Here is a 12,513-nt window from a genome sequence, read left to right as displayed (position 1 = left end):
AAAACTTCCAGATAATTATGAAAACTCACAATATTGAAATGACGCCGCTGATCCTGACCTTCGTCAGCCATTTCGGCGAGATGGGCAGCCGCTGGGGCTTCAACCGCACGGTGGGCCAGGTGTATGCCCTGCTGTTCGTGTCGGAGCAGCCGCTGCATGCCGATGAAATCGCCGAGCACCTGAGTTTTTCGCGCTCGAACGTCAGCATCGGCCTGAAGGAATTGCAGGGCTGGGGCCTGATACGGCTGACGCGCATTCCCGGCGACCGGCGCGAGTATTTCTCGTCGCTGGGCGACGTGTGGCAGATTTTCCGGGTGGTGGCGGCCGAACGGCGCCGCCGCGAAGTGGCGCCCACCCTGACGGTGCTGCGCGAATCGCTGATGGCGCCGGCCAATGAGCCGGGCGACAAGTATGCGCAGGAGCGCATGCGCGAAATGTATGAGCTGGTCGACCTGGCCAATACCTGGTTCGACGACCTGCAGCGGCTGTCGCCCGAATCGATGGCGCAGCTGATGAAGATGGGCGCCAAGGTACAAAAGCTGTTGAATGCCAAGGATCGCCTGTTTGGCGCGGGGAACAAGAAAGAAGAAGAGTAGAGGCTGAGAATCTATGCGGATGCGCGAGCGCATCGAGGGCCAGCGATCGCTGGTCCGCCCAGAGGGAATCGAACCCCCATTCACGGTTTAGAAGACCGTTGTCCTATCCGTTGAACGATGGGCGGAGAGGTGCAGTATTTTAACTGATGCAAAGGCAGGATTGCCTATCCCTGCCTGCAATGAAAAACGGGCTGTCATTTCTGACAGCCCGTTTTATGACTTTGGTCGGAGTACAAGGATTCGAACCTTGGACCCCCTGGTCCCAAACCAGGTGCGCTACCGGGCTGCGCCACACTCCGAAGACAAGATAATAAAGCCTGGCAACAATTTCGTCAATTGCCAGAGGCGAAATAGATGGAAATAACTATCGATCTCCCCTCTGGCGCGAGCAATTACGCCGCGAGCTTGTCGGCGATGCGTTTGGCCATGCTTTCGGCCTTGACCGCATCCTTCGCTTCAACCATCACGCGTATCAGCGGTTCCGTGCCGGACGCGCGGATCAGCACGCGGCCGGTGTCGCCCAGCTCGGCTTCCACCTTGGCGGTCTCGGCCACCATGGCGGCGTTCTGCTTCCAGTCGGTGCCGGGCGCCACGCGTACATTGATCAGGGTTTGCGGGAACAGCACCAGTTCGCTCAAGCACTGTTGCAGGCTCTGGCCGCTGCGCTTGAGCGCCGACAGCACTTGCAGCGCCGACACAATGCCGTCGCCGGTGGTGTGCTTGTCCAGGCACAGCAAATGACCGGAACCTTCGCCGCCCAGGAGCCAGCCCTTCTCTTTCATGACTTCCAGCACGTAGCGGTCGCCCACCTTGGCGCGCGCAAAACCGATGCCCCGCTCCTTGAACAGCACTTCGAGCGCCATATTGGTCATCAGCGTGCCGACGGCGCCCGCCACCGGGCCGGTGGCCAGGCGGTCCTTGACCATCACGTACAGCAGCTCGTCGCCGTTATACAGGCGGCCGGTGGCGTCGCACATGATCAAACGGTCGGCGTCGCCGTCGAGCGCGATGCCCAGGTCGGCGCCATGCTCGACGACGGCCGCGGCCATCGCCTTGGTGGCGGTGGCGCCGAAGCCGGCGTTGATATTGAAGCCGTCCGGCTTGTTGCCGATGGCGATGACTTCGGCGCCCAGTTCATGGAATACGTGGGGCGCGATCTGATAGGCGGCCCCATGCGCGCAATCGACGACGATCTTCAGGCCATGCAGGTCGAGCTCGTTCGGGAAAGTGCTCTTGCAAAACTCGATATAGCGGCCCGAGGCGTCGTCCAGGCGCTTGGCGCGGCCCAGTTTTTCGGACGGCACGCAATCCATCGGCTGGTCCAGAGCCGCTTCGATTTCCTGCTCCAGGCTGTCGGGCAGCTTGGTGCCCTGGCCGGAAAAGAATTTGATGCCATTGTCATGGTAGGGATTGTGCGAGGCGGAGATCACCACGCCGGCCGTCAGGCGCAGCGCGCGCGTCAGGTAGGCGATCGCCGGCGTGGGCACGGGGCCGGCCAGCATCACGTCGACGCCGGCCGCCGCCAGGCCCGCCTCGAGCGCCGCTTCCAGCATATAGCCGGAAATGCGCGTGTCCTTGCCGATCAGCACGGTTGGATGCACCTTGCTGTTTTGTGCCTTGACCAGCACCTTGCCGGCCGCGTAGCCCAGGCGCATGACAAAGTCGGGGGTGATCGGAGCCGTGCCCACCAGGCCGCGGATGCCATCGGTACCAAAATACTTGCGTGTCATATTCTTCTCTTTTATGTTTATAGCAAATTTTACAAGATCAATGTGCCATGCGCCAGATCTTCAGCGCATCGACGGTTTCTGCCACATCATGTACGCGCACGATTTGCGCGCCATGTGCGACTGCGGCTATGGCGCCGGCAATGCTGCCCGCCAGCCGCTGTTCGACCGGACGGCCGGTGACGGCCCCGATCATCGATTTGCGCGACAGGCCCGCCAGTACCGGCAAGCCCAGTTCGCTTCGCAACTGCCTGGTTGCCCGCAGCAGCGCGTAATTCTGCTCGACCGTCTTGCCAAAACCAAAGCCAGGGTCGATGCACAGGCGCTCGCGGTCGATGCCGGCAGCCAGCATGGTGTCGACCCGCTGGCGCAGGAACTCGATGACTTCGCGCACCACGTCGTCGTACTGGGGCCGGTCCTGCATGGTTTCGGGCACGCTTTGCATGTGCATGATGCACAGCGCGCAGTCGCTGTCCTTCACGGCCTCGATGGCGCCCGGCGCGCGGAAGCCATTGATATCGTTGATCATGTCGGCGCCGGCCAGGATCGCTTCGCGCATCACTTCCGGCTTCCAGGTGTCGACCGACAAGGGCTTGCCGCAGTCGCGCAGCGCATACAGCACCGGCATCACGCGCTGCAATTCGTCGGCCAGCGACACCGGTGGCGCGCCGGGACGGCTCGATTCGCCGCCGATATCGAGGATGTCGGCACCATCCAGTATCATCTGCTCGGCGCGCGACAGGGCAAACTCCAGGTGCTGGAACTTGCCGGCGTCGGAAAAAGAATCGGGCGTGATGTTCAGGATGCCCATCACCAGCGCGTTGCCGCCCGGCGCCTGCTCCTGCAGCTGGAAGCCGCAGCGGCCAAATTGTAAATACTGTCGCATGTAACTTTGAAGGGTGGAGGATGTGGAGTTGTAACGAAAAAGGGCAAGGATTGCTCCTTACCCTTTCCTGCCATTGCCGCCTTTTAACAGGCTGTCACAATCAGGCTGGTGCCGTCACGTTCGGCGAGATGCCGCCGGCGCCACTGTCACCCGCATTGCGGCGTGGTGGAATGACTTTTGGCGGACGCGGCTCGAGGCCGGCCATGATGTCGTTGATCTGCTCGGCATCGATGGTTTCCCATTCCAGCAGAGCCTTGGTCATCATTTCGACCTTGTCACGGTTGCTTTCCAGGAGCTTGCGCGACAGTGCATATTGCGTGTCGAGAATGCTGCGGATTTCGGCGTCGACCTTTTGCTGGGTCGCTTCCGAGATCGTCTTGGTGGCGCCACCGAAGAAACCTTCGTTTTCGCTGTCCTCGTAGACCATCACGCCCATGCTGTCGGACATGCCGAAGCGGGTCACCATCGAGCGGGCCAGCTTGGTGGCGCGCGAGAAGTCGTTCGAGGCGCCGGTCGACATCTGGCCGACGAAAATCTCTTCCGCGATACGTCCGCCGAACAGGATGGAAATTTCTTCCAGCATCTTGTCCTTGTAGGCGGACAGATTGTCGTGTTCCGGCAACTGCCAGGTCAGGCCCAGGGCCCAGCCGCGCGGCATGATCGTCACTTTATGGACCGGGTCGGCTTTCGGCAGCAACTTGGCGACGACTGCGTGACCGGACTCGTGATACGCCGTATTGCGGCGCTCTTCCTCGCGGATGATCATCGACTTGCGCTCGGGACCCATGTAGATCTTGTCTTTCGCGTCTTCGAAATCCGACATTTCCACCAGGCGCTTGCTGCGGCGCGCGGCGAACAGGGCCGCTTCGTTGACCAGGTTGGCCAGATCCGCGCCCGAGAAGCCAGGCGTGCCGCGGGCCAGGATATCGGCCTTGACATCGGTGCCGATAGGCACTTTGCGCATGTGCACATTGAGGATCTGTTCACGGCCGCGGATGTCCGGCAAGCCGACCGAGACCTGGCGGTCGAAACGACCCGGGCGCAGCAGCGCTTTATCAAGCACGTCGGCGCGGTTGGTGGCGGCCACGACGATCACGCCGGAGTTCGCCTCAAAACCGTCCATCTCGACCAGCAACTGGTTCAGGGTCTGTTCGCGTTCGTCATTGCCGCCGCCGGTGCCGGCGCCACGGTGACGACCGACCGCGTCGATCTCGTCGATAAAGATGATGCACGGCGAGTGTTTCTTGGCGTTTTCAAACATGTCGCGTACACGGCTGGCGCCGACGCCGACAAACATTTCAACGAAGTCCGAACCGGAGATCGAGAAGAACGGCACCTTGGCTTCGCCGGCAATCGCGCGCGCCAGCAGGGTTTTACCCGTGCCCGGAGGACCGACCATCAGCACGCCGCGCGGAATGCGGCCGCCCAGTTTCTGGAACTTGCTCGGATCCTTGAGGAAGTCGACCACTTCGTTGACTTCTTCCTTCGCTTCGTCGCAACCGGCGACGTCGGCGAAGGTGACGGTGTTGCTCGCTTCATCCATCATGCGGGCTTTCGACTTGCCGAACGAGAAAGCCCCGCCCTTGCCGCCGCCCTGCATCTGGCGCATGAAGAAGACCCAGACGCCGATCAACAGCAGCATCGGGAACCAGGAGACAAAAATCGATTGCAGGAACGATGGTTCCTCGGGCGGACGCACGTCGAAGTGCACGCCGTTGTCGCGCAGGTCGCCGATCAGGCCCTTGTCGAGGCTGGTGGCAGTGGTGCGCACCTTGGTATCGTCCATCAGCTTGGCGGTGATCGACGAACCTTCGATCACGACATCCTTGACGCGCTTGGCTTTGACCTCATCCAGCAAATCGGAATAAGCGATGGCCTTGCTGCCGCCCGTGGCGCCATGGCTATCGAACTGCTTGAACAGCATGAACAGCAGCAGCAGTACGACGACCCAGATGGCAGATTTGGAAAACATGTTATTCACGAAGACTCCTTGGATGCAGTGCGCATCTTTTTGCTATAGCTAGAAACACGATTTTACTCGCAATAAGCAGGCCGTGCCAAAGCCTGACTATCCGTGTGCGCCAAATACCAGCGCCCACGTCAAGAAGTGCAGTATAAACAATTTAGGCCCATAGGCCACCACCACTGCCGCACTTCTCGTTCCCATGTGCGGATTCCGACTTAAATATCAAGAGCGGAATCGTCTTCTTCAACGGCATTTTTCAGGGGATTCTTGATACCCCGGCCCATCAGGAAGATTTCCGACGACTTGTCGCGACTGGCCTTTGGTTTCTTTTGCACCACGACCTTGAATTCAGCACGGAATTTTTCCACGATCTGGCTGAAACCCATGTCCTTGAAGCACTTGACCAGCAACACGCCGGAAGGTTTCAAATGCAGCTGAGAAAATTCGATGGCCAGGTCGACCAGATGTTCCATGCGCGCGGCGTCCGCCGTGGCGATGCCCGACAGATTCGGCGCCATGTCCGACAGCACCAGGTCCACTTTGCGTCCTTGCAACACCACCTCCAGCTGGCGCAGCACGCGCGCTTCGCGGAAGTCGCCCTGGATGAAATGGAAGTCGGCGATCGGCTCCATCTCCAGCATGTCGAGGCCGATCAGGGTACCATTGACGCCGCCGCCATCCTTGCCGGCCAGCTTGCGGCGCGTGTATTGCGCCCAGCTGCCAGGGGTACAACCGAGGTCGACAATCACCTGGCCAGGCTTGATCAGTTTCTCGTCTTCATCGATTTCCTTGAGCTTGTATGCGGCCCGGGCACGGTAGCCCTCTTTTTGCGCCAACTTCACATAAGGGTCATTAATGTGGTCGTGCAACCAGTTTTTGTTTAATTTCTTCTTTGCCATTCGCGTAGAATACTGCTTTTAAGGGAATTACTAAAAATTATTATGCTAAAACTTACACCCGTTGAGCGCAGCGCACTGCGCGCCGAAGCACACGCGCTGAAGCCTATCGTCATTATCGGCGAAGCGGGCTTGACACCTGCTGTCCTCAAAGAGATTGACCTGGGCCTCGATTCGCACGGCCTGATTAAAGTGCGCGTGTTCGGCGACGACCGCGAAGCCCGCGTCGGAATGTACGAGACGATTTGCGGCAATCTCGGCGCCGCCCCGGTACAACACATAGGCAAACTGCTGGTAATCTACCGTCCGAAAAAAGAAGTGGTGAAGGAGAAGATCAGTTCCGGCAAGGGCATGCGCGAAGTGACCATCGTCAAAGCCAGCGCCAGCGGCACCAAGCGCCCGAGCGTGACGAAAGTCATGATCAAGGGCAATGAGCGCGTCACCGAAGGCGGTTCGATCAAGCGTGCCAAGCCGCGCCAGAAGAGCGCCAAGAAAAGCGCACTGGGCAGCAAGTAAGCCCGACCTCAACCGCCGCCAGGCGGTTGAAACAGAAAGCGGAGCATGGGATTTTCCCTGCTCCGCTTTTTTATTGCCATCACAGCATGGTCAGTGTTGTTTCCAGATCAGCACACTCGCCAGCAGGCTCTGCACCGCAAACACCAGCGTCGATACGCCATGCAGCATGCCGAAACGGCTGCGCATGGCGTCGTCCATGATGCCCGACGGCGCCTGCGCCTTCAGTTCGGCCATCAGCGGCGTGATGCCGAAATGGCTGACCAGCGCGCACACCAGCATCGACAGCACCAGCGCGCCCAGCAGGCGGCGGCGCTTGGGTTCCAGCGCGCCGGGCGCCCATTGCAGCAGGGCCAGCAGGATCACCGCGCAGGCGACCGACAGCCAGGCCTCGGCACGGAACATGCTGCCGGCAATATTGCCAGCCAATACACGGTCGCTCAGGGTGCCAAACAAGGTGGGCGCGACGACAAAGCCGATGGTCCACAGGCTGCCGGCCCACAGGGTGGCAACCAGGATGCGGATGCGCGTGAGCATCAGATGTACAGTACTTCCAGGATTTCGTATTCGCGCGGGCCGGACGGCGCCTGCACTTCGACCACGTCGCCGGCATACTTGCCGATCAGCGCGCGGGCGATCGGCGACGTGACGGAAACCTTGTTCAGCTTCAGGTCGGCTTCATCGAGGCCGACGATCTGGTAGGTCACTTTCTGGCCCGACTCCAGGTCTTCCAGGTTCACGGTCGACGCGAACACCACGCGGCCTTCCGCGTCGAGGGTGGTCGGATCGATGATTTGCGCGGCGCCCAGCTTGCCTTCGAGTTCGGCGATACGGCCTTCGACGAAAGCCTGGCGCTCCTTGGCGGCGTCGTACTCGGCGTTTTCCGACAGGTCGCCGTGCGAGCGCGCTTCGGCGATCGCATCGATGACGATACGGCGTTCCTTGGTCTTCAAATGATGCAGCTCTTCTTTCAGGAGTTCTGCGCCGAATTTGGTCAATGGGACTGAGGTCATGTTATCTCTACTATCTGCTAGTTATCAGTGTCAGGTCGTGCAAACGACGTCACCAAGTGAAAACCACAGAGGCCGCGCGCTACTCTGCACGGAACTCTGTGGTTGATAAGCATGCAGTGTACCGCCTAACGGCGGCCACTGCAAATAACACGCTGGCTTACGCCTGTTGCAAGGTCTTGTGCAGGCCCTGCAGATCGTACACGCGCAACTCGTCGAGGTGACGGATGCCTTCGACGGCCGCTTCCGCGCCGGCGATGGTGGTGTAGGTCGTCACGCGCGAGGCCAGGGCCGAGGTGCGGATGGCCCGCGAATCGACGATGGCACTGCGTTTTTCTTCAACCGTGTTGATCACCAGCACGATCTCGTGGTTCTTGATCATGTCGACCACGTGCGGACGGCCTTCGATCACCTTGTTCACTGGCGTGACGGCAATCCCGGCCGCCGCGATCACGGCCGCCGTGCCCTTGGTGGCGACCACGGTAAAGCCGGAGTCGACCAGGTCACGCGCCACTTGCACGGCGCGCGGCTTGTCCGACGACTTCACGCTGATGAAGACCTTGCCGGTCTTCGGCAGGTTCACGCCGGCGCCCAGCTGCGATTTCACGAACGCTTCGCCGAACGTCAGGCCCACGCCCATCACTTCGCCGGTCGACTTCATTTCCGGCCCCAGGATGGTGTCCACGCCAGGGAACTTGACGAACGGGAACACGGCTTCCTTGACACTGTAATACGGCGGCACGACTTCCTCGGTGATGCCTTGCGACGCCAGGCTCTGGCCGACCATGCAACGGGCGGCGATCTTCGCCAGCTGCAAGCCGGTGGCTTTCGAGACGAAAGGCACGGTGCGCGAGGCGCGCGGATTGACTTCCAGCACGAACACGACGTCTTTCAGTTCGCCGTCGATCTCCTGCTTCTGGATCGCGAACTGCACGTTCATCAGGCCGACCACGTTCAGGCCCTTGGCCATCAGCGCCGTCTGGCGTTTCAGTTCGGCGATGGTGTCCGGCGCCAGCGAGTATGGCGGCAGCGAGCATGCCGAGTCGCCCGAGTGGACGCCCGCCTGTTCGATGTGTTCCATCACGCCGCCGATAAAGGTGGTTTCGCCGTCGGAGATGCAATCGACGTCGCACTCGATGGCGTCGTTCAGGAAGCGGTCCAGCAGCACCGGCGAATCGTGCGAAACCTTCACCGCTTCGCGCATGTAGCGCTCGAGGTCGCGCTGCTCGTGGACGATTTCCATCGCGCGGCCGCCCAGCACGTAGGAAGGACGCACCACCAGCGGGTAGCCGATTTCCTGCGCCAGCGCCAGGGCGTCGGCTTCGGTGCGGGCGGTACGGTTAGGCGGCTGGCGCAGTTCCAGCTTGTGCAGCATCTGCTGGAAGCGCTCGCGGTCTTCGGCCGCATCGATCATGTCGGGCGAGGTGCCGATGATGGGCACGCCGTTCGCTTCCAGGTCCAGCGCCAGTTTCAATGGCGTCTGGCCGCCGTACTGCACGATCACGCCGACCGGTTTTTCGATGGCGACGATTTCCAGCACGTCTTCCAGCGTCAGCGATTCAAAGTACAGGCGGTCCGAGGTATCGTAGTCGGTCGACACGGTTTCCGGGTTGCAGTTGACCATGATGGTCTCGTAGCCGTCTTCGCGCATGGCAAGAGCGGCATGGACGCAGCAATAGTCGAACTCGATACCCTGGCCGATACGGTTCGGGCCACCGCCCAATACCATGATCTTTTTCTTGTCGGTCGGATTCGATTCGCACTCTTCGTCATAGGTCGAATACATGTACGCGGTGTCGGTCGAGAACTCGGCCGCGCAGGTGTCGACGCGCTTGTAGACAGGGCGGATGTTCAACGCATGGCGCTGCTGGCGCACGGCGGTGTCGGTCGTCTGCAGCAAAAAGCCCAGGCGGCGGTCCGAGAAGCCTTTTTGTTTCAGCTTGTACAGCGTGGTCTTGTCCAGACTTTCCAGCTTCTGCGTGTCCAGCCACAGTTCCAGGTCGACGATTTCCTTGATCTGGATCAGGAACCACGGGTCGATCTTGGTCAGTTGGTGCACTTCTTCCAGGGTGAAGCCCTGGGCAAACGCGTCGCCCACGTACCAGATGCGTTCCGGACCAGGCTCGCCCAGCTCTTCTTCGATCTTTTCGCGGTCCTTGGTCTTTTCGTTCATGCCGTCGACGCCCACTTCCAGGCCGCGCAGGGCTTTCTGGAACGATTCCTGGAACGTGCGGCCGATCGCCATCACTTCACCGACCGACTTCATCTGCGTCGTCAGGTGCTGGTCGGCGGTCGGGAATTTCTCGAACGTGAAACGCGGAATCTTGGTGACGACGTAGTCGATCGACGGTTCGAACGAGGCCGGCGTGGCGCCGCCCGTGATTTCATTGCGCAATTCGTCCAGCGTGAAACCGACCGCCAGCTTGGCGGCGATCTTCGCAATCGGGAAACCGGTGGCCTTCGACGCCAGTGCCGAGGAACGCGACACGCGCGGATTCATTTCGATGACGATCATGCGGCCATCGGCCGGGTTGATCGAGAACTGCACGTTCGAGCCACCGGTGTCGACGCCGATCTCGCGCAGGACCGCCAGGCTGGCGTTGCGCATGATCTGGTATTCCTTGTCGGTCAGGGTCTGTGCCGGCGCGACCGTGATCGAGTCGCCCGTGTGCACGCCCATCGGATCGAGGTTTTCGATCGAGCAGATGATGATGCAGTTGTCCGCCTTGTCGCGGACCACTTCCATCTCGTACTCTTTCCAGCCCAGCAAGGATTCTTCGATCAGCAATTCCTTGGTCGGCGAGGCTTCCAGGCCGCGCTTGCAAATCGTTTCGAATTCTTCTTCGTTGTAGGCGATGCCGCCACCGGAACCGCCCATGGTGAACGATGGACGGATGATGGTCGGGAAACCGACCGTGCGCTGCACGGCCCACGATTCTTCCATCGAGTGCGCCACGCCGGAACGGGCCGAACCGAGGCCGATCTTGGTCATCGCGTCCTTGAACTTGGAACGGTCTTCGGCCTTGTCGATGGCTTCCGGCGATGCGCCGATCAGCTCGACGTTGTATTTCGCCAGCACGCCATTGTTGAACAGGTCCAGCGCGCAATTCAGCGCGGTCTGGCCGCCCATTGTCGGCAGGATCGCGTCAGGACGCTCCTTGGCGATAATGCGCTCGACCACCGACCAAGTGATCGGTTCGATATAGGTGACATCGGCCATTTCCGGATCGGTCATGATGGTCGCAGGGTTGCTGTTGACCAGGATGACTTTGTAGCCCTCTTCGCGCAGGGCCTTGCACGCTTGCGCGCCGGAATAGTCGAACTCGCAGGCCTGGCCGATCACGATCGGGCCAGCGCCAATAATCAGAATACTTTTGATATCTAAACGTTTAGGCATTTTTCTTTTTCTCCTCCGCGTCCATCAGCTTGATGAAGCGGTCAAACAGGTAAGCAACATCCATCGGGCCCGGCGACGCTTCAGGGTGACCCTGGAAGCAGAAGGCCGGCTTGTCCGTGCGGGCAAAGCCCTGCAGGGAGCCGTCGAACAGCGATTCATGGGTAACGCGGCAATTGGCAGGCAAGGTGGCTGCATCAACGGCGAAACCGTGGTTCTGCGAGGTGATCAGGACCTGTTTCGTTTCCAGGTCTTGCACCGGGTGGTTGGCGCCGTGGTGGCCGAACTTCATCTTCAGCGTTTTCGCGCCGGAAGCGATCGCCATGATCTGGTGGCCGAGGCAGATGCCGAAGGTCGGGATACCCTTCTCGATCAGTGCCCTGGTGGCGGCGATGGCGTAGTCGCATGGCTCCGGGTCGCCGGGACCGTTCGACAAAAAGATGCCGTCCGGATTCAGGGCCAGGGCCTCTTCGGCCGTCGCCTGCGCCGGCAGCACGGTGACCTTGCAGCCGCGCGCCGTCAGCATGCGCAGGATATTGCGCTTGACGCCGTAGTCGAAGGCGACCACGTGGAATTTCACGTCGGCGTCCGCCAGCTGGCCGTAGCCCTCGCCCAGCGTCCATTCCGTTTCGCGGTATTCATAGGCGGTCTTGGTCGAGACGACCTTGGCCAGGTCCATGCCGGACAGGCCGGGGAAGGAACGGGCCAGGTCCAGCGCTTGCGCGGAGGATGGTTCGTTGCCTTGCGTGCCGACCAGGATGGCGCCGCCCTGCGCACCTTTTTCACGCAGGATGCGCGTGAGCTTGCGGGTATCGATGCCGGCGATGGCGACGATATTTTCAGCTTTCAGGTAGTCGGACAGGGAAAGGGTGGAACGGAAATTGGATGCCAGCAAAGGCAGGTCACGAATGATGAGGCCGGAAGCATGAACCTTGGAAGATTCGACGTCTTCCGGATTGACACCGGTATTGCCGATATGCGGATAGGTCAGGGTGACCATCTGGCGGCTATAGCTGGGGTCGGTGAGGATTTCCTGATACCCGGTCATCGAGGTATTGAAAACAACCTCGCCCGTGGTATGACCGGCGGCGCCGATCGAAAAACCTTTGAAGATCGTTCCATCAGCAAGCGCTAATATGGCTGGAACGGCAGGGCCAGAAAAAAATGGCGGCAAGGGCAACTCCTGATAAAGTTACCGTAGCTGCGCCACGTCAGACCGACCGTCTCTCTACCCGAGTCGCGTGCGCTCAGGGTGTGTCAACGGTCATTTTGAATGATGGGATGGGTAGTCGCTACGGTATGTGTGTGATTGGCTAAACCTTTGAATTATAACCAAAAGGCAGCTTTTCCACAAGGACGAAAATTCAGAAATCTGCGGCATTTTTTTGCGCGGCAGCATAAATCCGCCCCACCACGAAAAAAGCCGCCCGGCATGCGCGGAGCGGCTTCTCAGGCAATATCGGCTACTACTTAGAGCCTATCCCAGTAGTGAGCGTCTTCTGCTTGCAGCTCATCAGGAGCGCGG

The 12,513-nt window shown here is 60.3% G+C and carries 10 protein-coding genes and 2 tRNA genes; 2 read left to right on the top strand and 10 right to left on the bottom strand.

Going from position 1 to position 12,513, the window contains the following annotated elements; genetic code table 11:
* Nucleotides 1-17 precede the first annotated feature (17 nt).
* Nucleotides 18-596: a GbsR/MarR family transcriptional regulator gene (locus Q8L25_RS15530; RefSeq protein WP_308920205.1), complete on the top strand. Its 579-nt coding sequence runs from the start codon at nucleotides 18-20 to the stop codon at nucleotides 594-596.
* A 50-nt stretch (nucleotides 597-646) separates the two neighbouring features.
* On the opposite strand, the gene Q8L25_RS15525 is transcribed toward Q8L25_RS15530, so the two are convergent.
* The 6 genes from Q8L25_RS15525 to Q8L25_RS15500 form a co-directional block, all read right to left on the bottom strand.
* Nucleotides 647-721 (bottom strand) — tRNA-Arg (locus Q8L25_RS15525).
* 97 nt (nucleotides 722-818) lie between these two features.
* Nucleotides 819-895 (bottom strand) — tRNA-Pro (locus Q8L25_RS15520).
* Nucleotides 896-988: 93 nt separating this feature from the next.
* The gene (gene glmM, locus Q8L25_RS15515; RefSeq protein ID WP_308920204.1) at nucleotides 989-2,326 is read right to left on the bottom strand and encodes a phosphoglucosamine mutase; all 1,338 of its coding nucleotides are present in this window, start codon (nucleotides 2,324-2,326) and stop codon (nucleotides 989-991) included.
* Between the two features lie 37 nt (nucleotides 2,327-2,363).
* On the bottom strand, nucleotides 2,364-3,209 hold the full coding sequence (folP, locus tag Q8L25_RS15510) for a dihydropteroate synthase (protein WP_308920203.1): 846 nt from the start codon (nucleotides 3,207-3,209) through the stop codon (nucleotides 2,364-2,366).
* A gap of 100 nt (nucleotides 3,210-3,309) precedes the next feature.
* Entirely contained in the window at nucleotides 3,310-5,190 is a 1,881-nt protein-coding gene (ftsH, locus tag Q8L25_RS15505) for an ATP-dependent zinc metalloprotease FtsH (RefSeq protein ID WP_308920202.1), read from the bottom strand.
* A 200-nt stretch (nucleotides 5,191-5,390) separates the two neighbouring features.
* A complete protein-coding gene (locus Q8L25_RS15500; RefSeq protein ID WP_308920201.1) occupies nucleotides 5,391-6,074 on the bottom strand; it encodes an RlmE family RNA methyltransferase in 684 nt (227 codons plus the stop codon).
* 42 nt (nucleotides 6,075-6,116) lie between these two features.
* Between Q8L25_RS15500 and Q8L25_RS15495 the strand changes: the two genes are divergently transcribed.
* Nucleotides 6,117-6,587, top strand: a complete 471-nt coding sequence (locus Q8L25_RS15495; protein WP_308920200.1) for a YhbY family RNA-binding protein — start codon at nucleotides 6,117-6,119, stop codon at nucleotides 6,585-6,587.
* A 90-nt stretch (nucleotides 6,588-6,677) separates the two neighbouring features.
* Here Q8L25_RS15495 and Q8L25_RS15490 read toward each other — a convergent pair whose 3' ends face one another.
* The 4 genes from Q8L25_RS15490 to carA all read right to left on the bottom strand — a co-directional run bounded on the left by Q8L25_RS15490 (nucleotide 6,678) and on the right by carA (nucleotide 12,162).
* On the bottom strand, nucleotides 6,678-7,121 hold the full coding sequence (locus tag Q8L25_RS15490; RefSeq protein ID WP_308920199.1) for a DUF4149 domain-containing protein: 444 nt from the start codon (nucleotides 7,119-7,121) through the stop codon (nucleotides 6,678-6,680).
* A complete protein-coding gene (gene greA, locus Q8L25_RS15485; RefSeq protein ID WP_308920198.1) occupies nucleotides 7,121-7,597 on the bottom strand; it encodes a transcription elongation factor GreA in 477 nt (158 codons plus the stop codon). The genes Q8L25_RS15490 and greA overlap by 1 nt, the downstream gene beginning before the upstream one ends.
* 157 nt (nucleotides 7,598-7,754) lie before the next feature.
* Nucleotides 7,755-10,991: a carbamoyl-phosphate synthase large subunit gene (gene carB, locus Q8L25_RS15480; protein WP_308920197.1), complete on the bottom strand. Its 3,237-nt coding sequence runs from the start codon at nucleotides 10,989-10,991 to the stop codon at nucleotides 7,755-7,757.
* The gene (gene carA / locus Q8L25_RS15475) at nucleotides 10,984-12,162 is read right to left on the bottom strand and encodes a glutamine-hydrolyzing carbamoyl-phosphate synthase small subunit (RefSeq protein ID WP_308920196.1); all 1,179 of its coding nucleotides are present in this window, start codon (nucleotides 12,160-12,162) and stop codon (nucleotides 10,984-10,986) included. Before carA ends, carB begins: the two co-directional genes overlap by 8 nt.
* Between the last annotated feature and the right edge of the window lie 351 nt (nucleotides 12,163-12,513).

The sequence above is a fragment of the Janthinobacterium sp. J1-1 genome (genome assembly GCF_030944405.1).
Taxonomy (GTDB): Bacteria; Pseudomonadota; Gammaproteobacteria; order Burkholderiales; family Burkholderiaceae_D; genus Janthinobacterium.
The sequence above is the reverse complement of the archived record's forward strand: the minus strand, read 5'-3'. Positions and strand labels throughout refer to the sequence as shown.